Genomic DNA, 18,824 nt, shown 5'->3' with positions numbered 1-18,824 from the left:
CGCGCCCTTTCAATTAACCCATCGGTACGAACTGCATAGCCATGAGCAAGCGCGAACCCATCTACAAGGTGATTTTCCTCAACCAGGGTCAGGTGTACGAGATGTACGCCAAGCAGATCTTTCAAAGCGATCTGTGGGGCTTTCTGGAAGTGGAGGAGTTCGTCTTCGGCGAACGCACCCAGGTGGTCGTCGACCCCAGCGAGGAAAAGCTCAAGGCGCAGTTTGACGGTGTGGTGCGCAGCTTTATCCCCATGCACGCGATCATCCGCATCGACGAAGTCGAGCGCCTGGGTACGCCGAAGATCAGCGAAGCCAAGGGTGGCGGTAATGTGATGCCGTTCCCTATGCCCATGCCGGATAAGTGAAGCTACTGCGCTCGACCATGCGGCGTTAAAAACTGGCTCGGCATGCTCATTTACACCAGTAAACTCCGCTGCCTCGCCAGTTTTTGCCTTGCCTGCTCTTCGCTCGCTACGCTTCACGCCAAAACGGTTTGACTACGGCAGCGGGGCGAAGGGCGAGGTGAGGGTGTCGGCGTTCTGCAACTCCAGCAGGTAGTTGCGGAATATCTGCCCGAGCACCTGACTGGCGATTTCCAGCTCATCGCGGGGCATCTGCGCGGCAATCAGGTCGGCGCTGTCCATGGCTTCGTCCGAGCCATTCACCGCCGCCATTTTCAGCACGATATAGGCCTGCACGGCGTTTGCCGGCACGCCTTCGCCCCGGAAGAACATCATGCCCAGGCGGTACTGCGATTGCGCGTGGCCTTGCAGCGAGGCCTGTTCGAACCATTTCAGCGCCTGGCTGAGATCACGTTCGACGCGCTTGCCATCGTAATAGAACTCGCCCAGCTCGAACTCCGCTTGCAGGTCGCCATTGAGCGCAGCCTGCTCACAGGCCTCAAGGGCGGCGGGCAGTTCTTCGGGGGCGGTGTTGAGTGAGCAGCTGCCAAGCGCGGGGATCAGCAAGGAGTTGCCGCTCGCCGAGGCGAGCAGTGGCAGCAGGAGCAACAGGCAGCCCAGGGACAGGGTGCGGCCGGTGCGTTTCATGAAAATCCGTTTACCTCGGGATGCAAAGCGAGCGATGTGCCCGGCCGCCGGAACGCGGCGGCCGTCACATTATGAAATAAGCAGCGGCGTTCTTACAAAGTCTTTACCGGGTTTTCTTCTGTGCGGCCAAGTTTTGCATTACCAGGCAGGCTTAGCAGCAGCCAGGCCAGCAGCGGATAAGTCGGTGTCAGCAGGGCGTGGAACAGGTCAACTCGGCGTAACGAGCCGATAAAACCCTCGGTGCCCACGGCCAGGCCGGCCAGCAGAAACAGCCCGACCACCGCAATCGCCGCAGCCAGGGGCGCGCGTTTGGGCCATTGCACGGCGCCGGCGTAGACGATCAGCAGCAGGGTCGCCAGGTTGAGCAGCAGGCGGTAATCCTCCAGCTGGTTCATCTGCCGGAACAACTCGAAGAACGCGCACAGCCCCAGCAGGATGCGCCCCCAGTTGGCGCGGCTCCATTGCCAGCCGCGGCCCAGTGCCAGCGCGGCGGCGCCGAGCAGCGGCAGGCCGAGAAAGCTGCTGGCCTGGCTTAGCCACAGGTGCGCGGCCTGCGCGCTGGGGTCGATGCCAAAGCGAATAACCCCCACGGCTGCCGCTGCAGCCGGCAGGAGAAACCCCAGCAAGGCGCAGAACAGCGCTGGCTGATCGGCCTCGCCATAGTGCTTGCGGGCTTTACCGATGGCGATTGCGCAGGCCAAGCAGGCCAGTGCCAGGATCGCGTCGCTAAAGGCAGTGCTGTACTGCATCAGGCTTTCTTCAGCTCGGCAAAAGCGCGCTCGGCGGCGTCCAAGGTGATTTTCAGCTCGGCATCGCCATGGGCGATCGAGGTGAAGCCGGCTTCGAAGGCGCTTGGTGCCAGGTACACACCACCGTCCAGCATCAGGTGGAAGAAGCGCTTGAAGCGTTCGACATCGCTGGCCATCACATCGTCAAAGGTGACGATGTCGTCGGCGCCGCTGAAATACAGACCGAACATGCCGCCCGCCTGGGTGGTGACGAAGGGGATGCCGGCCGCATCGGCGCGGTCTTGCAAGCCTTGCAGCATGCGGCTGGTGTAGTCGGTCAGCTCAGCGTGGAAGCCCGGGCGTTTGATCAGGCGCAAAGTAGCCAGGCCGGCGGCCATGGCCAGCGGGTTACCCGACAGGGTGCCGGCCTGGTAGACCGGGCCGAGCGGGGCGATGCAATGCATGATTTCGCGCTTGCCGCCGAAGCAGCCGACTGGCATACCGCCGCCGATGATCTTGCCGAAGGTGGTCAGGTCCGGGGTTACGCCGTAATACGCCTGGGCACCACCGAGGGCGACCCGGAAACCGGTCATCACCTCGTCGAAAATCAGCACCACGCCGTGTTTGTCGCACTGCTCGCGCAGGCCCTGCAGGTATCCCGGCGCAGGCGGCACGCAGTTCATATTGCCGGCCACCGGCTCGACAATGATGCAGGCGACGCTCGAGCCGACTTCGCTGAGCATCTGCTCAACCGCGGCCAGGTCGTTGAATGGCAAGGTCAGGGTGTGTTTGGCGAAGTCCGCCGGCACACCGGCGGAGCTCGGTACACCCTGGGTCAGCAGGCCGGAGCCGGCTTTCACCAGCAGGCTGTCGGAATGCCCGTGGTAGCAGCCTTCGAACTTGATGATGTTGTCGCGGCCGGTGTAGCCACGGGCCAGCCGAATGGCGCTCATGGTTGCTTCGGTGCCGGAGCTGACCATGCGCACCATTTCCATCGACGGCACCAGGCTGCACACCAGGTCCGCCATCTCGGTTTCCATGGCGGTCGGTGCGCCGTAGGACAGGCCGTGCTGCAGCTGGTTGCGTACTGCGTCGAGGACTTCCGGGTGGCTGTGGCCGAGGATCATCGGGCCCCAGGAGCCGACGTAATCCACGTAGCGCTTGTCGTCTTCATCGGTGACGTAGGCACCTTCGGCGTGCTTGAAGAACAGTGGAGTGCCGCCGACGCTTTTGAAGGCGCGCACCGGCGAGTTGACGCCACCGGGGATGTGCTTTTGCGCGTTGGCGAAGAGGGTTTCGGAGCGGGACATGGCAGGGCCTCTCAAAGGGGAGTTGGGGCGAGCCGGGCTGCCCCTGACAAGGATTAATTCTGGGTAAACAGGGCGCCAAAGGCGCGGGCGCGGCGCTCGACTTCGGCAGCCGAGTCGGCGCCGAACAGGCCGTGTACCACCGCGACCATGCTGGCGCCGTGGGCAATCAGCTCGGGTGCGTTATCCAGAGTCACGCCGCCGATGGCAACAATCGGCAGGTTGACCTTGGCTTTTGCCGCCGTCAGTAGCTCTACATCAGCCGCCGGTGCTCCAGGTTTAGTCGTGGAATTGAAAAAACGGCCGAAGGCGACATAGCTGGCGCCTTCCTTGGCGGCGGCCTCGGCCAGCTCGAGCTGGGCGTGGCAGGTGCCGCCGATAATCGCCTGGCGCCCGAGCAGGGCGCGGGCGGCGGACAACGAACCATCGCCTTGGCCCAGATGCAGGCCTACACCCAGGCGGGCGGCCAACTCGGCGTCGTCATTGATTATCAGCGCGGCACCATAGCGGTTGCACAGCTCGCGCAGGGCCTCGGCTTCGCGCAGGCGGCGGGCGTCATCGGTGGATTTGTCGCGGTACTGCAGCAGCGTCGCGCCGCCCTTGAGCGCAGCTTCGACGTAGGGCAGCAGCTTGCCCTTGAGCAATTCGCTGTCGGTGATGGCATACAGGCCACGCAGTTTCATCGCAAACGCTCCATCAGCGGCTTTCTATTAATAAGCATCTAGCGGCAGGCGGCGTGGAATAAACTGGCCGTGGCCAGGTTGTTCGGCATCGCGCAGGGTGCGCCAGGTGTAGTCGAGGGCAAATTGCACGGCGCTGACCAGTTCCTGGCCCAGTGCCAGGCGCCCGGCCAGGGTGCTGGCCAGGGTGCAGCCGGAACCGTGGTAGCTGCCGGGCAGGCGCTGGCAGGTAAAGGTGTGGCGGCTGCCGTCGCGGCTATAGAGGCGGTTGTGCACTTCGTGCTCATCGCCATGACCACCGGTGATCAGCAGGTGCTGGATATAGGGCAGCAGCTTCTCGGCGCATTCATCGGCGCTGCCATCCGGCAGTTCGGCGAGGATACGGGCTTCCGGCAGATTCGGCGTGGCGATGGTCGAGACGGCGAACAGGCGCTCGCGCATGGCGTAGCCGACTTCATCCTTGCCCAGCGCGCCACCGCCGCCGGCACGCAGCACCGGGTCGCAGACCAGCGGGATACCCGGCAGGCGCTGCATGATCTCCAGCACGGTTTCGACCATCTCCACCGAGCCGAGCATGCCGAGCTTTACGGCTTCGATCGGCAGGTCATTGATCACCGCATTGGCCTGGGCCAATACCCAGTCGCGGTCGAGTACGCGGAAGTCGGACACATTGACGGTGTCCTGCACGGTCAACGCGGTCACGGTTGGAGCGGCGTGACAGCCTTGGGCGAGCAGGGCTTCGATATCGGCTTGCAGGCCGGCACCACCACTGGGGTCATGACCGGACAGGCACAGCACTACGGGGCGAGAGGTAGGCGTTTTCATGGTGCGCGAGCTTACCACCAAACCACGGCTTGCAGACCCCGCCGCGGCAGGAAAGCCAGCCAAGCGGACGATCTGTCGCATGCCGGCATAGAGCAGCTGCATCAGTCTGCGAAGGGCAAAAAACTCCAGACAGTTCAGGTTTTTCCTGGGGCTCTGGCGCAAAGGCCTATGCTAGAGTGCCAGCATCCAAATACACCGCTTCCCGCGGCGCACCGTGGCGCTGTTGGCTTACTCTGGCTGAGTTGCATGCACTACATCCTTCTCTGTTTCTTCATGCTGGTGCCAGGGTTGGCCGGGGCATTGGTTTTTGACGAAAACACCCGCAGCCTGCCGCTCGGCAAGGCCATGTCGGTATTTGAGGATGTACGCGGCGATGCCAGCATCGAGGACATCACCTCGCCGGCCCTGCAGGCCAGTTTCCGTCAGCACGACAAGGGTGTACTGAACGCCGGCTATTCGCGCTCGGTGTTCTGGCTTCGTCTGGATCTGGAATACCGCCCGCAGCAAGCGACAGGCGCACAGCCCTGGTTGCTGGAGCTGGCCTATCCGCCGCTCGACGATGTGCAGCTGTATCTGCCCGATGGGCAAGGGCGTTATCAGTTGCGCCAGCACACCGGTGATGCCTTGCCGTTCTCCAGCCGCGAGATCAAACAGCACAACTATGTATTCGAGCTGCAATTGCCACCGGCGCAGCAGCAAAGCGTTTATTTGCGCCTGGAAAGTCAGGGCTCGATTCAGGCGCCGCTGACCCTCTGGGCGCCGAATGCCTATCTGGAAGAACAGCCGGCACGCATCTATGTGCTAGGAATCATCTACGGCGTGCTGCTGGTGATGCTGATCTACAACCTGTTTATCTTCCTCAGCGTGCGCGACACCAGCTACCTGTATTACATCCTCTATATCGCCTCCTTCGGCTTCTATCAGCTGTCGGTCAACGGCGCCGCCATCGAGTATTTCTGGCCCAACAGCCCCTGGTGGGCGAACGCCGCCACGCCCTTCCTGATTGGCGCGGCGGCGTTGTTTGGTTGTCAGTTCGCCCGCAGCTTTCTGCATACCGCCGAGCACAGCCCCTGGGTCGACCGCGCCCTGTTGCTGATGATGGCCTCGGGCGTGTTGGTGATGACCCTGGCGCTGACGGCCAGCTACGCACTGTCGCTGCGCTTGGCCACCTACCTGGCGCTGGGCTTTACCGTGGTGATCTTCAGTGCTGGCATCCTCGCCTGGATGCGCGGCATGCGCGTGGCGCGTTATTTCATCATCGCCTGGACTGCCTTTCTCGCCGGCGGAATGATCAACACCCTGATGGTGCTGGGCTACCTGCCGAACATGTTCCTCACCATGTACGCCAGCCAGATTGGCTCGGCGCTGGAAGTGGGCCTGCTCTCGCTGGCCCTGGCCGACCGCATCAACGCAATGAAGGAAGAGCGCACGCGCATCCTCCAGGAGGCCGGGCTCAAGCTCGAAGCCTTCAACCAGGAACTGGCCAACAGCAACCGCCTCAAGGATGAATTCCTCGCCACCGTCACCCACGAGCTGCGCACGCCGATGAACGGGGTGATTGGTTCACTGGAACTGATGCAGATGCTTGAGATCGATGGCGAGCTGGCGCATTACCAGCGCACTGCCGCCAGTTCCGCCCGCGACATGATGCGCATGGTCAATGACATTCTCGCCCTCACCGAGTTGCAGGCTGGTCGTTTGTACCCGCGTCGTGAGCCGTTCAGCCTGCGCGGCCTGTTCGACGGTTTGCGTGCGCAGTACGCGCCGCGCGCCGAAGAAAAGGGTCTGCGCTTTATTCTGGAACTGGACGACAGCCTGCCGGACACCCTCGAAGGCGACGCCAACAAGCTGGTGCAGAGCCTCAATTGCCTGCTGGATAACGCCATCAAGTTCACCCTGCATGGCGAAGTGCGGGTGCGAGTCAGCCGTGGCGGCACGGCCAGCGATATTCTGCCGCTGCGCATTGAGGTGATCGACAGCGGCGTGGGTTTCGCGATACCGGCCGACGGCAAGCTGTATCAGCGCTTCCAGCAGCTGGACGGTTCCATGACCCGCGAGTACGGCGGCTTGGGCATTGGCCTGGCGATCTGTCGGCAACTGGTCGACCTGCTCGGCGGCGACCTCAGCCATGAATCCCATCCGGGGCAGGGCAGCTGTTTCCGCCTGGAACTGCCGCTGGCCTTGCCGGTGCAGATGACCTCCCCAGCCGCCGTTGTGCTGCGCGCCACCGGCCCGGCGCTGCGCGCGCCTGAGCAGTGCACGGTATTGATCGTCGAGGACAACGCGATCAACCAGTTGGTAACCCGCGGCATGCTGCTCAAACTCGGGTATCAGGTGCGCACCGCCGATAACGGCGCCGAAGCCCTTGAAGTGCTGCGCAACGAAACCATCGACGCGGTGCTGCTGGATTGCCAGATGCCGGTGATGGACGGTTTCGCCACCTGCCGGGCGCTGCGCAACCTGCCCGGCTGTCAGCTGCTGCCGGTGCTGGCGATCACCGCCCACAGCCACAGCGGAGACCGCGAGCGCTGCCTGGCCGCCGGTATGAGCGACTACCTGGCCAAGCCGGTGAAGTTCGAGCAGCTGCGTAATCTATTGCACGACTGGGTGCTCTGCCGCGAGTCCTGATCTTACGATCTGCTGCGCGTCGGCCCTACTGCGTTAAAGGCAGGCTCAAGCTCGCAAGATCGTAAATTCGTTATTGAGTTGTATACGCCAGCAGCTGGCCAATATGCCCGCTGTTGTGCCCGGAATCGCCCTTTAGCCATGGTCTGAATCCTGATTCACTTGAGCAATAGTGAATCAGGATTCAGACCATGGCTTATCGCACCACTGCACTGCGTATCGACCGCGACCAGGCGCTGCGTGAGCGCATCATCAGCGCCGCACTGGCGCGAGTTGCCGAGGGCGGCTTTGCGGCGTTGACCATGCAGGCGCTGGCCGAGGATGTCGGCATTGCCACCGGTAGCCTGTACCGTCATTTCAGCAGCAAGGGCAGCCTGGCGGCCGAGGTGTTTGCCGTGGCCAGCCAGCGTGAGGTGGATGCATTGGCTGCCACCGTGCGCGGCCTCGGCAGTCCGGTACAGCGTCTGGCCGCAGGGCTTGAGCGCTTTGCCGCGCGGGCCTGGGACAGCCGTCGCTTGGCCTTCGCGCTGATCGCCGAGCCGGTCGACGCAGAGGTCGACGAGCAGCGTCTGCTCTACCGCGAAGCCTATGCCGATCTGTTCGTCGAATTGCTGCAGGAAGGCACCGCGTTGGGCGTGTTTCGCGTACAGCAGATCAATCTGGTCGCCGCCTGCTTGGTCGGCGCCATTGCCGAAGCCTTGGTCGGACCCTTGTCGCCGCCAGCGCGTGCGGCCCGCGAAGCCGGTTATCCCGCCCCCAGCCTGGCTGAAGTCAGCCAGGCCCTGGTCACCTTTTGTCTACGCGCCGTGGGCGCCCCATTGCCCGAAGAGGAGCCTCAGCCATGAATGCCAGCCAACACGCCGAAACCCATGAAGTGTTCAACCAGGTGCCGCCGCTGGACGGTGCCAACCTGTACCGTGTTGACCTGCCACTGCAGGAGTGGAGCAAACGCTTCGGCGGTGGCTGGGCCGAGCAGCGCCTGGATGTGTATGGCGGCCTGGCGGGCGGCGAGTTGATGGCCGCAGGCTTTCTCGCCAATGAGAACAAGCCGGTGTTCAAAAGCCACGACCGCTATGGCCATCGCGCCGATCTGGTGGAGTTTCACCCGGCCTATCACCAGCTGATGAGTGCGGCCATCGAGCATGGCCTGCCGTCCATGCCCTGGACCGACCCGCGTGCCGGCGCTCAGGTGGCGCGCGCCGCCATGAGCTACCTGCACAGCCAGGCCGAAGCCGGCAGCGGCTGCCCGTTGACCATGACCTTCGCCAGCGTGCCCGCGCTCAAGCTGCAGGCCGATGTGGCCGAGAAGTGGCTGCCGAAGATCCTCTCCACCCAGTACGACCCGCGCAACCTGCCGATCGAGCAGAAAACCGGTGCGACCATCGGCATGGCCATGACCGAAAAGCAGGGCGGCACCGATGTGCGCGCCAACACCACGCGGGCTTATCCGGTTGGCCTCGGCGGCCCCGGTCAGGCCTATGAGCTGGTCGGCCACAAATGGTTCTGCTCGGCGCCGATGTGCGATGCCTTCCTGACCCTGGCGTACACCTCCAAGGGCCTGACCTGCTTTCTGCTGCCGCGCCACCGTCCGGACGGTACGCGCAACGAGTTGTATATCCAGCGCCTGAAAAACAAGCTGGGTAACTGGTCGAACGCCTCCAGTGAAGTGGAGTTTCGCGGCGCCCTGGCCTGGATGGTTGGCGAAGAAGGCCGTGGCGTGCCGACGATTATCGAGATGGTCGCGCTGACCCGCTTCGACTGCATGATCGGCTCCAGCGCCCTGATGCGTCAGGCCCTGACCCAGGCCGCGCACCACTGCGCCCATCGCCAGGTTGGCGGTCGTGTACTGAGCGAACAGCCGCTGATGCAGAACGTGCTGGCCGACCTGGCCCTGGAAAGCGAAGCGGCGCTGGCGCTGACCATGCGCATGGGCAAGGCGCTGGACAATCCGCACGACGAGCAGGAAGACAAGTTCGCCCGTCTGGTCACCGCCGTAGGCAAGTACTGGATCTGCAAGCGCGCGCCGGCCATGATCAACGAGGCCGCCGAATGCATGGGCGGCGCCGGGTATGTCGAGGACACCATCCTGCCGCGTCTGTACCGCGAAGCACCGGTTAACTCCACCTGGGAAGGCTCGGGCAACGTGCAGTGCCTGGACGTGCTGCGCGCCCTGTCCAAGGAACCGGGCGTGCTCGATGCGTTGTTCCATGAGCTCGGCGATGGCCATGGCGATGCACGGCTCAAGGCGCATATCGCCAAGCTGCAGGCGGACTTTCGCGACACCGCCGATATCCAGTACCGCGCCCGTCAGCTGACAGAGGATGTGGCCCTGGCGCTGCAAGCCAAGCTGCTGTTGGAAGCCGGCAATGCGGCGGTGTCGGATGCCTTTATCGCCAGCCGTCTGGGCGGGCAGGGCGGACGGGTGTACGGCACCTTGCCGCGCGGGCAGGATGTTGACGCGCTGGTGGCGCGCAGCACGCCGCATTTGATCTAAGGCGCCGAGCATGCACGCGAGTCTTTTTCAGCAGTTACAGGCCTGGCTGGCCGGTGATATCGGTACGGACTACGGTATCTCTCAGCTGCAGGCGGCAGCCGGAGTGGCGAGCTTCAGCAGTCAGCCGCCGGGCGTGCACTTCAATCCGCTCGGCGGAGTGCACGGTGGCTACACCGCCACGCTGTTCGATGCGGCACTGGGGGTGGCGGTGTATTCGCAGGCCAGCGCCGAAGAGGTCTATGTGACCGCCAGCCTGCAGGTAAATTACCTGCGCCCGATTGGTCTTGCGGCTTTGCCGCTGCGCACCGAAGCACGAGTGCTGCAGCGCGAGGGTCGACAGGTATCTGCGCAAGCCACTCTGCATGATGCTCAGGGGCAGCTGTGCGCCAACGCCAGCGCCGTCTTCACCAGCTTGCGTCATACGGCGTCAGGCGCTACTCAGTCCGTTGGTTTACCTGCGCGGTAAACGCCGGGCTCTGTCATTTCTCTCGGCCGCCGGGTAAGGTGGCCGCCGATGGTTCCAGCTCGTGTGATGCGACTGGATGAAAAGGGAACATGGAAAGCACCACAACCGGTGCCGAAGCCATGGCTGCCCCCGCAACTGTAAACGGTGAATGACGCCCACATGCCACTGGCCACAAGGTCGGGAAGGCGGGCGAAGTGTCAAACCGTGAGCCAGGAGACCTGCCATCGAAGCCGGGCGCTTATGCCCAACCCCTCAATCCAGATCATCGCGCGGTGGGCGCGGTACAGGAATCTCTATGCACATCGAACCAGAAGTCGTCACTGGCGCCAAACTCTTCCTCAGTTATGCAACCGCCGCAGGCGCTTTTGGCCTTACGGCCAAGCTTGCCCTCGACAGCGTACGCAGCAACGGTGGCGCCGCCGCCCTGGCTCTGCGTAGCCTGCTGACCACTGCCTTGGTGTTCTGCTTCTTCGAGGTCTTTCCGCATCATGCGGTCGGGGTTTCCGAGGTTCACCTGATCCTCGGTTCGACCCTGCTGCTGCTGTTCGGCGCGGGCGCCACGGCTGTTGGTCTGGCGCTCGGTCTACTGCTGCAGGGGCTGCTGTTCGCTCAGTTCGACCTGCCGCAGTACGGCATGAACGTCACCACGCTGCTGTTACCTCTGTGGGGTATCAGCCTGCTGGCCAAGCGCATTATCGCGCCGGGTACCGCTTATGTTGATCTCTCCTACAAGCAGGCGCTGGCGCTGTCGACTGCTTATCAGGGCGGTATCGTCGCCTGGGTCGGCTTCTGGGCGTTTTACGGCAACGGTTTCTCCGGCGAGAACCTGATGGCCGTGGGCAGTTTTGGTCTGGCGTATATGAGCGTGATTCTGATCGAGCCACTGGTTGATCTGGGTGTGCTGGCCGCTGCCAAGGCGCTGTCCGCTTATAGCCGTGGGCCGCTGTTCAACTCGCGTCTGCACCAGCCGGCCTGATTGATCACTGGCGACGCTGCCAGATCAGCTTGCCGGTATTGCTCTCAGTGACCAGGTACTGGTCACTGAAGCGATAGTAGGCGGCGGGCTGATAGTCATTGCGGCCCTGCATCTGCACTTCCAGCAATCCGTTGTTACTCTGCCAGCGACCGCTGTACTGCAGCTCGCCAGGGCTGTCGTAGTTCCAGTCGGCACCGCCTGCGACGCTGCGCGTCCACTGCGAGACGCTGCCGTCGCCCTGCAGTTGCAGGATCATCTGGGTGGTCATGGAGGCGAAATTGGCGCCGCCGCTGTTGATGATCTTCTCGTGCACCCAGGTGCCGATCAGCGCCGGATCGCGTGTGGCGCTGCTGCTTGGACTACTGCTTGGCACTGCCGTTGCAGCATTAAGGTTCTGCCGGTGGAACAGCGCCTTGCGCTCCAGGGTGGCCCCGGTCGTCGGGTTGCGTGCGGCGATATGGGTGTTGAGCACGCCATTGCCGTAGGTGGCATTCATATTGGCAATCACTTGCCCGGACTTCGGTTCGCTGATCTGCGCACTGAGCAGTTGGCCGTCAAAGTTGCCGCTGATCTGCAGGCGCAGCGTCGCGCCCTCTACATATTCCCCCGTGACTTGCTGGCCCTGGCTGCGCAGGTGCATTTCGGCTGGCTGGCCGTCCAGCGTGGTCAGGTAATGGCCATCCAGGCTATCGGCCAGCAGAAAGCTGGGTAACAGACAGAGCACAAGTGTGAGCAGGGCGCGCGGCATGAGTTTTCCTTAGAAGATGAGCTGACAGAAGATTAGCAACGGATGCTTGACCTGGGGGCCGCCCCGCACTTGCAGACTGACGGCGCAGCTTAAATTGGAGTGTTTCCATGACCCGCGAACAAGCTTTCTGGCAGGAATACCAACTGGCCCGCGCACAGCGCGGTATTGATCCCGCTGCCGAACTGCGCCACCTGGAACGGGCGCATATTCTCGGCCAGCGTTATTTCGGCGAACACCTGCGCAGCCATTTATGGATGCTCGCCTGGGCCTGGCGTCAGCGTGATTGGGCCGAGGGCCTGGCGCAACTGCTGCGCATCCCCGGCAGCCTGGGCTCGCTGCTGGGGCTGTTTCCCTTGGGTAATCCGGGTACGCGACGCGTCGGTCCGCTGACCCCGCAGGCTGTGCCCGAGGATTTGCAAACGCTGCTCAAGTAGCCTGCGCGGGCAACGTCGCGCTATCGCAAATGCGGCGGATCAGGGCAAGATAGAGCCATTGAGATCAGCCAGGAAGGTGCTTTGTGAACCCTTGTTCCGATGACTTTATTGTCGCCAACACCGCTGAGGAAGCGGTGGATCGTCTGGCCGCCTTGCACCTGCAGGCGACCACGGGCTTGAGCCAGGCGCTCAAGCGCTATCTCAAGGAGCGCATCAAGCCGGATGCTGAGGAGCAGTCGCGTTTTCGCTACCCGGAGCTGCGCCTGATCTACCTGTGCCAGGGCGAAGTGCCGACCACCGTGCGCGCCTATGCCAAGGTGCAGGTGCCGGGTACTTACAGCGTCACCGTCACCCACCCCGCAGCTTTCCGCAAATACCTACTGGAGCAGCTGCGCCCGCTGATGAGCGACTTCACCGTGCGCGTGGAAGTGGGCATCAGCCAGCAGAACATTCCTTATCCGTACGTGGTCGAGCAGGGCGATGAGCTGGCCGGTTCCGGGGTGACCGCCGCCGAGCTGGCGCGGGTGTTCCCTAGCACCGATCTGTCCGCCGCTACCGATGGCACCGCCGATGGCCTGTATGACTGGGAAAACACCGACCCGCTGCCGCTGGCGCTGTTCGATGCGGCGCGGGTGGATTTCTCCCTGCGCCGTCTGGTGCATTACACCGGCAGCGACTGGCGCCATGTGCAGCCGTGGATTCTGCTGACCAATTACCACCGCTACGTCGACCAATTTATTCGCCATGGCCTGGACATGCTGGTCGGTGAGTCGCGCTTCAGCCGTATGGTGCTGCCGGGCAACGTGGTGATCGAGCGCGGCATGGCCGAAGGCGAGATGCAGGCGATTATCGAGAACGTCATCTGGCACCGTTACCAGATGCCGGCCTACCATCTGCAGGCCGAGGACGGCCATGGCATTACCCTGGTGAATATCGGCGTCGGCCCGTCCAACGCGAAGAACATCACCGACCACTTGGCGGTGCTGCGCCCGCACTGCTGGCTGATGATTGGCCACTGCGGCGGCTTGCGTCAGTCGCAGACCATCGGCGACTACGTGCTGGCCCACGCCTATATGCGCCGCGACGGCATTCTCGATCGCGTGCTGCCGCCGCATATCCCGCTGCCGGCCCTGGCAGAAGTGCAGCAGGCATTGCAGGAGGCCGCCAAGCTGGTCACTGGCGAGCAGGGCGACGAGCTGAAAAAGCGCCTGCGTACCGGCACCGTGCTGACCTATGACGACCGCAACTGGGAACTGCGCTGGGCCCAGGAACGACCACTGATCAACCTGTCGCGCGCCGTGGCGGTGGATATGGAAAGCGGCACCATCGCCGCCCAAGGCTACCGCCTGCGGGTGCCCTACGGCACGCTGCTGTGCGTCTCGGATAAGCCGCTGCATAGCGAGATCAAACTGCCCGGCGCTGCAGGTGCGTTCTACGAGCGCGCAGTCACCCAGCACCTGCATATCGGCATCACCGCGCTGGATCTGCTGCGCAACCAGCTCAACTCGCTGCATTCGCGCAAGCTGCGCAGCTTTGACGAACCGCCGTTCCGCTAACGCATCAAGCGAGGCGCAGGTGCAGAATCGGGAAAGGCCGCCCGCCGCCATCCAGCGGTGAGCGGCCTTCGACTGCGAAGCCTTGGCTCAGGTAAAAACCCAGCGCCTTGGGGTTCTGTTCATTGACGTCGACTTGGGTTGCGCCGAGGCGTGCCACCGCATCGCTGAGTAGTGCTCGACCAATACCCGTGCCGTGATCCTCTGGGTCAACGAAGAGCATTTCTACCTTGCCCTCGGCATAGCCGAGAAAGCCGGTGATATTGCCATCCGGGCCACGGATGCAACTGAGCTGAACCTGGGGGAAGTACTGCTCGATCAGTAAGGGTTTGAGCAGCTGAATGTCGTGTTCTTCGAGAAAGTCATGGGTGGCGCGTACTGCCGCCTCCCAAACCTCCAGCAGGCACGGGAGGTCGGCGGTTCGGGGTGTTTCAATCTGGTGTGACATCTGTGGCTCATGAGGCGGTAAAAAAGGGGCAAATCATGCGACTGATTTGCCCCCGCTGTCACTTGCTGGCGTCCAGCACCACGCGGTAGCGCGCTTTACCGGCACGCAGGTGGTCGATGGCCTCGTTGACCTTGCTCATGGGGAAGTGCTCGACCTGCGGCAGGATCTGATGACGCGCACAGAACTCGAGCATGGTCGCCATATTCGCCGGCGAACCAACGGGCGAGCCGGACAGGCTCTTCTGTTTCGGGATCAGGTTGAATACATGCACCGGAATCGCGCTCGGCACGATCCCAACAAAGTGCAGACGGCCCTTGCCGCGCAGGGTGCCGATCATCGCGTTCCAGTCGAGGTCGGCGCTGGCGGTAACCAGCAGGAAATCCAGGCTGCCGGCAATCGCTTTCAGCGCCGCGCTGTCGGTGGAGGCCACCACCTTGTGCGCGCCCAGGCGTTTGGCTTCTTCCTGTTTGCTCAGCGATGAGGTGAAGGCGGTGACTTCGCAGCCCCAGGCATTGAGGAAGCCCAGCGCCAGGTGACCAAGGCCGCCGATGCCGACCACGCCGACTTTGTCAGTGGGTTTCACGTTGAAATCCAGCAACGGGCTAAACACCGTGGAGCCGGCGCAGAACAGTGGGCCGACCAGTGCTGGATCGAGGCCGTCTGGCAGCGGCACGGCCCAGGCCCAGTGGCTGCGCAGGCGGTCGGCGAAACCACCGTTGCTGCCAACAATCGTGGGTTTTACCGTGCCGCATAGTTGATGCGAGCCTTCCATGCACGAGCTGCAATGCATGCAGCTGCCCTTGTACCAGCCGATGCCCACGCGCTGGCCGAGTTTCAGGCCACGTGCCTGCGGGCCGAGGCGCACCACGGTGCCGACCACTTCATGACCGGGGATAAAGGGGTAGCGCGCGTTGCCCCACTCGTTGTCGATCATTGACTGGTCGGAGTGGCAGATGCCGCAGTATTCCACCGCCACTTCGACTTCTTCGGCGCCCAGCGGGCCGGGGTCATAACTGTGCGGTTCGAGGGGCGCGCCGGGGGCTTTGGCGGCCCAGCCGGTAAAGGTATCGACGATGGATTCGGACGAACTCATAACAATGGCCTCGGGACGGGAAACACAACTTTGCCAGCATAGCCCGCTACACCGGCCAAGGCTGTGCGGATCACTCAGCCTGATAGTCCAACCTTGGCCTCGGTTACACTGGCCGCCTCGTAACCTGTTGCTGGATCACCTATGTCGCGCCCACCCCGTCCTGCGTCCTCCCGTCCGCACAGCGGCAAACCTGCGGTGCGCCGCGTGGCCAAGGCGCCACCCGCCGAGCCGCGTTTGCTGGTTCTGAACAAGCCCTTCGACGTGCTGACCCAGTTCAACGACGAGCAGGGCCGCGCCACCCTCAAGGACTTTGTCAGCGTGCCCGGCGTATATCCGGCCGGGCGTCTGGACCGCGACAGCGAAGGCCTGCTGCTGCTGACCAACGATGGCGGCCTGCAGGCGCGCATCGCCGATCCCAAACACAAGTTGGCGAAAACCTATTGGGTGCAGGTGGAGGGCGAGCCGAGCGAGGCGCAGCTGCAGCAGTTGCGTGACGGCGTGCAGTTGAATGACGGCCCGACCTTGCCGGCCGAGGCGCGTCTACTGGAAGCGCCTGAACTGTGGGAACGCAACCCGCCGGTACGCTTTCGCAAAAGCATTCCGACGGCCTGGCTGGAGCTGGTAATTCGCGAGGGGCGCAACCGTCAGGTGCGCCGTATGACCGCTGCCGTTGGCCTGCCGACGCTGCGCTTGGTGCGGGTGCGTATCGGCCCGTTCAGCCTGGACGGCTTGCAGCCTGGGCAGTGGCGCGAAGTGCCGGCCCGGCTGGATTGATCAGTAACCGGCTTTGATAACCGCGATGCCTTTATCCAGCACCTCATTCCAGGCGCTACGGGTTTCGCTGCAGTACTGCTGATCATGCTCGCCGATGGTCTGCAGCAACGCTTGCTGCCACAGCACATACAGCTCTGGGCGAATGTCCATGGCGGCGCGGGAGTGGCTGCAGCCCAGGGCGCGCAGCTTGGTGTCGGGCATGCCGCGCGCATGCATCACCAGGTTGAGAATGCCCTGACGCAGCAGCAGCTTTTGCCCGTTCATCTCGGTATTGGCGAACTTCTCGCGCACCTCGGGTGAGCTGGCGAGGAAGTGCTGGTAGAAATTGTCGAAGAAATCAGGGCTGGCGCAGCAGCGGCCATAGCTCTGCATCACCCGGTCGGTGGGGGACATGAATACTCCTGGGAAACGGCGGAAAGCCGCATTCTAGCGCGGTTGGATGCGGTTGGATGCGGTTGGATGCGGCTGGACGCGCAGTAGTCGGCGCGCGGTAGCTTTCTAGCCGTGGATGCCGCGACTCGCTTCGATGATGTAGGTGATGATCGGCTTGGCCAGGAAGGCAAACAGGCACAGGCCCAGGCCGAGGAACAGGATCGCCGTACCCAGGCGGCCGGCTTTGGAGGTTTTCGCCAGGTCCCAGATGATGAAGAACATAAACACCATCAGCCCGCCGACCAGCGCGTACATCATCAGCGATTCGAACTGTTCGGTTTCCATTCGGGCCTCGTGAACCTGCAGGTGCTCGGCTGGGTGCCGAAAATCGATGCGTAGGCGGGCGCGGTGACGCTCGCCAGAGGGGCGCGATTATACGCGCCGGGGGCGGCCCTGGCAGCCGCGCATGACGAGGGTGCGGCGATCAGCCGCGCAGGTGCTGCAGCGGCAGTTGGGTGCTGGAGAGGATCTGCTGCAGCACAAAGCTGGAACGCACGCTGGAAACCCCCTCGATACGGGTCAGGGTGCCCAGCAGCAGTTTCTGGTAGTGATCCATGTCCGGCACCACCACCTTGAGTTGGTAGTCCGCGTCCATCCCTGTGACCAGGCAGCATTCGAGCACTTGCGGGCATTTGCGGATTTCTTCCTGAAAATGCTCGAAACGCTCAGGGGTGTGCTTGTCCATGCCGATCAACACGTAGGCGGTCAGCGTCAGGCCGAGCTGTTTGCGGTCGAGCAGGGCGACCTGGCCGAGGATATAGCCATCATCTTCCAGCTGTTTGACTCGCCGCGAACAGGGCGAGGGCGACAGGCCGATACGTTCGGCCAGCTCCTGATTGGATAGGGTGGCGTCGCGCTGCAATTCGGCGAGGATATTCAGGTCGTAACGATCAAGTCTGTTCATCTTTGCCATGCTTTCGTTGATTGGTTGTGCAGAATCATGTGCTTGTAGCGATAAATTGCGCAAGTGATGGGTATTTCAGCAATGTTAGCAATCTTTCACTGCGCCGGCGGGCGTAAGCTTTACCTCAACTTCAAGGCCCGGACGACACGTCCAGCCGCCTCGCCCAATCAGGCGAGCGGTCGCCGCCGATCCCACCGGATCGTCACGGCACCCGGGTCCGCTCTGCCCAACCAGGCAGGCGAAGAAAAGGCGTTACCATCGCCACAATGACGGACACGCAAAAAAGGGGAAGGCCTGCAGGCCTTCCCCTTTTTTGTCGCCTGTCAGTTGCCCTTATGAGACCGCCGCGTGCTTTACCACGCTGCTCGGGTCGGCATGCACCAGTACCTCGGCGCGGGGGAATTCGCTGCGTATCGCCGCTTCAACCTGATCGCACAGGCCGTGGGCATGCTGCAGGCTCAACTCGCCTGGCAGCTCCACATGCAGCTGGACGAACCAATGGGTGCCGGAGAGGCGCGTGCGCAGATCATGCACGCCCAGCACGCCGGGTACTGCGCAGGCCAGGCTGTGCATCTGCGCGCTGATCTGCGGGTCGAGTTCCTGGTCCATCAACACGGTGGCCGCTTCACGGACGATGCTGATGGCGCTCCAGAAAATATACAGGGCAATGCCGATGCCGAAGATGGCGTCCAGTTGCGGCCAGCCGTAACTGGCCAGCAGCAGTGCCAGGAGGATGCTGCTGTTGAGCAGCAGGTCCGAGCGATAGTGCAGCGAGTCGGCGCGAATCGCCGTGGAGCCGGTCAGCTTGACCACATGGCCCTGGAACAGCAGCAGGGCGATGGTCACCGCCAGCGACAGCAGCATCACCGCGATGCCCAAGGCCGGTGCGCCAATCGGTTCCGGGTTGAGCAGGCGGTCGATGGCGTGACTGCCCACCAGCAGCGCGCTGGCGCCGATAAACAGCGCCTGGCCCAGCCCAGCCAGGGCTTCGGCCTTGCCGTGACCGTAGCGGTGATCCTCATCCGCCGGGCGCAGGGCGTAGTGCACAGCGATTAGGTTGAGCAGCGAGGCGGCGCCATCGAGCAGCGAGTCAGTCAGCCCCGCCAACAGGCTGACCGAGCCGCTGAGCCACCAGGCAATGGCTTTGGCCAGTGCCAGAGTGAGCGCAGCCGCCAGCGCAGCGAAGGTCGCCAGGCGCATCAGGCGGGCATGTTGCGGCTGTATGTTCACGGGCTATCCAGAATGGGCGAGTTCTGCCAAGGCTAGCGCTAAATAACAAAAGCCCGTC

The 18,824-nt window shown here is 63.1% G+C and carries 21 protein-coding genes and 1 riboswitch; of the genes, 9 read left to right on the top strand and 12 right to left on the bottom strand.

Annotated elements, in window-relative coordinates; all coding sequences use genetic code 11:
• The first annotated feature begins 41 nt into the window (after positions 1-41).
• Complete coding sequence (locus ACQ4LH_RS11680) at positions 42-365, top strand: DUF1820 family protein (RefSeq protein WP_090249225.1); 324 nt, start codon at positions 42-44, stop codon at positions 363-365.
• Between the two features lie 132 nt (positions 366-497).
• Here ACQ4LH_RS11680 and ACQ4LH_RS11675 read toward each other — a convergent pair whose 3' ends face one another.
• The 5 genes from ACQ4LH_RS11675 to ACQ4LH_RS11655 form a co-directional block, all read right to left on the bottom strand.
• Positions 498-1,049 carry a tetratricopeptide repeat protein gene (locus tag ACQ4LH_RS11675; RefSeq protein WP_430697314.1) on the bottom strand — a complete coding sequence of 184 codons (552 nt, stop codon included), beginning with the start codon at positions 1,047-1,049 and terminating at the stop codon, positions 498-500.
• Positions 1,050-1,141: 92 nt separating this feature from the next.
• Complete coding sequence (locus tag ACQ4LH_RS11670; RefSeq protein ID WP_430697313.1) at positions 1,142-1,798, bottom strand: DUF6962 family protein; 657 nt, start codon at positions 1,796-1,798, stop codon at positions 1,142-1,144.
• Complete coding sequence (gene hemL / locus ACQ4LH_RS11665; RefSeq protein WP_430697312.1) at positions 1,798-3,087, bottom strand: glutamate-1-semialdehyde 2,1-aminomutase; 1,290 nt, start codon at positions 3,085-3,087, stop codon at positions 1,798-1,800. The genes ACQ4LH_RS11670 and hemL overlap by 1 nt, the downstream gene beginning before the upstream one ends.
• A 53-nt stretch (positions 3,088-3,140) precedes the next feature.
• Positions 3,141-3,767: a thiamine phosphate synthase gene (thiE, locus tag ACQ4LH_RS11660; RefSeq protein ID WP_430697311.1), complete on the bottom strand. Its 627-nt coding sequence runs from the start codon at positions 3,765-3,767 to the stop codon at positions 3,141-3,143.
• A gap of 27 nt (positions 3,768-3,794) precedes the next feature.
• Positions 3,795-4,589: a hydroxymethylpyrimidine/phosphomethylpyrimidine kinase gene (locus tag ACQ4LH_RS11655; protein WP_430697310.1), complete on the bottom strand. Its 795-nt coding sequence runs from the start codon at positions 4,587-4,589 to the stop codon at positions 3,795-3,797.
• A 246-nt stretch (positions 4,590-4,835) separates the two neighbouring features.
• Here ACQ4LH_RS11655 and ACQ4LH_RS11650 point away from each other — a divergent pair, with 246 nt between their 5' ends.
• From ACQ4LH_RS11650 to ACQ4LH_RS11630, 5 genes are all read left to right on the top strand, one after another.
• Positions 4,836-7,217 (top strand): 7TM diverse intracellular signaling domain-containing protein, encoded by a 2,382-nt coding sequence (locus tag ACQ4LH_RS11650; RefSeq protein ID WP_430697309.1) that lies wholly within the window; start codon positions 4,836-4,838, stop codon positions 7,215-7,217.
• 188 nt (positions 7,218-7,405) lie between these two features.
• Positions 7,406-8,059 (top strand): TetR/AcrR family transcriptional regulator, encoded by a 654-nt coding sequence (locus ACQ4LH_RS11645; protein ID WP_430697308.1) that lies wholly within the window; start codon positions 7,406-7,408, stop codon positions 8,057-8,059.
• Positions 8,056-9,708 carry an acyl-CoA dehydrogenase family protein gene (locus ACQ4LH_RS11640; protein ID WP_430697307.1) on the top strand — a complete coding sequence of 551 codons (1,653 nt, stop codon included), beginning with the start codon at positions 8,056-8,058 and terminating at the stop codon, positions 9,706-9,708. Before ACQ4LH_RS11645 ends, ACQ4LH_RS11640 begins: the two co-directional genes overlap by 4 nt.
• A 10-nt stretch (positions 9,709-9,718) precedes the next feature.
• Entirely contained in the window at positions 9,719-10,174 is a 456-nt protein-coding gene (locus tag ACQ4LH_RS11635) for a PaaI family thioesterase (RefSeq protein ID WP_430697306.1), read from the top strand.
• Positions 10,175-10,206: 32 nt separating this feature from the next.
• Positions 10,207-10,414: riboswitch (cobalamin riboswitch) on the top strand.
• Positions 10,415-10,469: 55 nt separating this feature from the next.
• On the top strand, positions 10,470-11,150 hold the full coding sequence (locus ACQ4LH_RS11630) for an energy-coupling factor ABC transporter permease (protein ID WP_430697305.1): 681 nt from the start codon (positions 10,470-10,472) through the stop codon (positions 11,148-11,150).
• A gap of 4 nt (positions 11,151-11,154) precedes the next feature.
• On the opposite strand, the gene ACQ4LH_RS11625 is transcribed toward ACQ4LH_RS11630, so the two are convergent.
• Positions 11,155-11,898 (bottom strand): hypothetical protein, encoded by a 744-nt coding sequence (locus tag ACQ4LH_RS11625; protein WP_430697304.1) that lies wholly within the window; start codon positions 11,896-11,898, stop codon positions 11,155-11,157.
• Between the two features lie 107 nt (positions 11,899-12,005).
• Here ACQ4LH_RS11625 and ACQ4LH_RS11620 point away from each other — a divergent pair, with 107 nt between their 5' ends.
• Positions 12,006-12,332 carry a DUF3703 domain-containing protein gene (locus tag ACQ4LH_RS11620; RefSeq protein ID WP_430697303.1) on the top strand — a complete coding sequence of 109 codons (327 nt, stop codon included), beginning with the start codon at positions 12,006-12,008 and terminating at the stop codon, positions 12,330-12,332.
• A gap of 83 nt (positions 12,333-12,415) precedes the next feature.
• Positions 12,416-13,888, top strand: a complete 1,473-nt coding sequence (amn, locus tag ACQ4LH_RS11615) for an AMP nucleosidase (RefSeq protein WP_430697302.1) — start codon at positions 12,416-12,418, stop codon at positions 13,886-13,888.
• 4 nt (positions 13,889-13,892) lie between these two features.
• Here the strand turns inward: amn and ACQ4LH_RS11610 are convergent, their stop codons facing one another.
• A complete protein-coding gene (locus tag ACQ4LH_RS11610) occupies positions 13,893-14,333 on the bottom strand; it encodes a GNAT family N-acetyltransferase (protein WP_430697301.1) in 441 nt (146 codons plus the stop codon).
• A gap of 58 nt (positions 14,334-14,391) precedes the next feature.
• Complete coding sequence (gene ahr, locus ACQ4LH_RS11605) at positions 14,392-15,426, bottom strand: NADPH-dependent aldehyde reductase Ahr (protein ID WP_430697300.1); 1,035 nt, start codon at positions 15,424-15,426, stop codon at positions 14,392-14,394.
• Positions 15,427-15,630: 204 nt separating this feature from the next.
• Between ahr and ACQ4LH_RS11600 the strand changes: the two genes are divergently transcribed.
• Entirely contained in the window at positions 15,631-16,200 is a 570-nt protein-coding gene (locus ACQ4LH_RS11600; protein WP_430697433.1) for a pseudouridine synthase, read from the top strand.
• Here the strand turns inward: ACQ4LH_RS11600 and ACQ4LH_RS11595 are convergent, their stop codons facing one another.
• From ACQ4LH_RS11595 to ACQ4LH_RS11580, 4 genes are all read right to left on the bottom strand, one after another.
• A complete protein-coding gene (locus tag ACQ4LH_RS11595; RefSeq protein WP_430697299.1) occupies positions 16,201-16,593 on the bottom strand; it encodes a globin in 393 nt (130 codons plus the stop codon). It abuts the gene before it with no gap.
• 105 nt (positions 16,594-16,698) lie between these two features.
• Positions 16,699-16,917 carry a DUF2788 domain-containing protein gene (locus tag ACQ4LH_RS11590; RefSeq protein WP_304866600.1) on the bottom strand — a complete coding sequence of 73 codons (219 nt, stop codon included), beginning with the start codon at positions 16,915-16,917 and terminating at the stop codon, positions 16,699-16,701.
• A gap of 139 nt (positions 16,918-17,056) precedes the next feature.
• Entirely contained in the window at positions 17,057-17,536 is a 480-nt protein-coding gene (locus ACQ4LH_RS11585) for an Lrp/AsnC family transcriptional regulator (RefSeq protein WP_090381951.1), read from the bottom strand.
• Positions 17,537-17,869: 333 nt separating this feature from the next.
• Positions 17,870-18,736 (bottom strand): cation diffusion facilitator family transporter, encoded by an 867-nt coding sequence (locus tag ACQ4LH_RS11580; RefSeq protein WP_430697432.1) that lies wholly within the window; start codon positions 18,734-18,736, stop codon positions 17,870-17,872.
• Positions 18,737-18,824: the final 88 nt, after the last annotated feature.

The sequence above is a fragment of the Pseudomonas peli genome (assembly GCF_050563605.1).
Classification (GTDB): domain Bacteria; phylum Pseudomonadota; class Gammaproteobacteria; order Pseudomonadales; family Pseudomonadaceae; genus Aquipseudomonas; species Aquipseudomonas peli_A.
This window is presented reverse-complemented; position numbering and strand designations above follow the sequence as displayed.

Coding starts and splice junctions, on each gene's coding strand:
- ACQ4LH_RS11680 (WP_090249225.1), top strand. CDS start 42: ATGAGCAAGCGCGAACCCATCTACAAGGTGATTTTCCTCAACCAGGGT.
- ACQ4LH_RS11675 (WP_430697314.1), bottom strand. CDS start 1,049: ATGAAACGCACCGGCCGCACCCTGTCCCTGGGCTGCCTGTTGCTCCTG.
- ACQ4LH_RS11670 (WP_430697313.1), bottom strand. CDS start 1,798: ATGCAGTACAGCACTGCCTTTAGCGACGCGATCCTGGCACTGGCCTGC.
- hemL (WP_430697312.1), bottom strand. CDS start 3,087: ATGTCCCGCTCCGAAACCCTCTTCGCCAACGCGCAAAAGCACATCCCC.
- thiE (WP_430697311.1), bottom strand. CDS start 3,767: ATGAAACTGCGTGGCCTGTATGCCATCACCGACAGCGAATTGCTCAAG.
- ACQ4LH_RS11655 (WP_430697310.1), bottom strand. CDS start 4,589: ATGAAAACGCCTACCTCTCGCCCCGTAGTGCTGTGCCTGTCCGGTCAT.
- ACQ4LH_RS11650 (WP_430697309.1), top strand. CDS start 4,836: ATGCACTACATCCTTCTCTGTTTCTTCATGCTGGTGCCAGGGTTGGCC.
- ACQ4LH_RS11645 (WP_430697308.1), top strand. CDS start 7,406: ATGGCTTATCGCACCACTGCACTGCGTATCGACCGCGACCAGGCGCTG.
- ACQ4LH_RS11640 (WP_430697307.1), top strand. CDS start 8,056: ATGAATGCCAGCCAACACGCCGAAACCCATGAAGTGTTCAACCAGGTG.
- ACQ4LH_RS11635 (WP_430697306.1), top strand. CDS start 9,719: ATGCACGCGAGTCTTTTTCAGCAGTTACAGGCCTGGCTGGCCGGTGAT.
- ACQ4LH_RS11630 (WP_430697305.1), top strand. CDS start 10,470: ATGCACATCGAACCAGAAGTCGTCACTGGCGCCAAACTCTTCCTCAGT.
- ACQ4LH_RS11625 (WP_430697304.1), bottom strand. CDS start 11,898: ATGCCGCGCGCCCTGCTCACACTTGTGCTCTGTCTGTTACCCAGCTTT.
- ACQ4LH_RS11620 (WP_430697303.1), top strand. CDS start 12,006: ATGACCCGCGAACAAGCTTTCTGGCAGGAATACCAACTGGCCCGCGCA.
- ACQ4LH_RS11610 (WP_430697301.1), bottom strand. CDS start 14,333: ATGTCACACCAGATTGAAACACCCCGAACCGCCGACCTCCCGTGCCTG.
- ahr (WP_430697300.1), bottom strand. CDS start 15,426: ATGAGTTCGTCCGAATCCATCGTCGATACCTTTACCGGCTGGGCCGCC.
- ACQ4LH_RS11595 (WP_430697299.1), bottom strand. CDS start 16,593: ATGTCCCCCACCGACCGGGTGATGCAGAGCTATGGCCGCTGCTGCGCC.
- ACQ4LH_RS11590 (WP_304866600.1), bottom strand. CDS start 16,917: ATGGAAACCGAACAGTTCGAATCGCTGATGATGTACGCGCTGGTCGGC.
- ACQ4LH_RS11585 (WP_090381951.1), bottom strand. CDS start 17,536: ATGAACAGACTTGATCGTTACGACCTGAATATCCTCGCCGAATTGCAG.
- ACQ4LH_RS11580 (WP_430697432.1), bottom strand. CDS start 18,736: ATGCGCCTGGCGACCTTCGCTGCGCTGGCGGCTGCGCTCACTCTGGCA.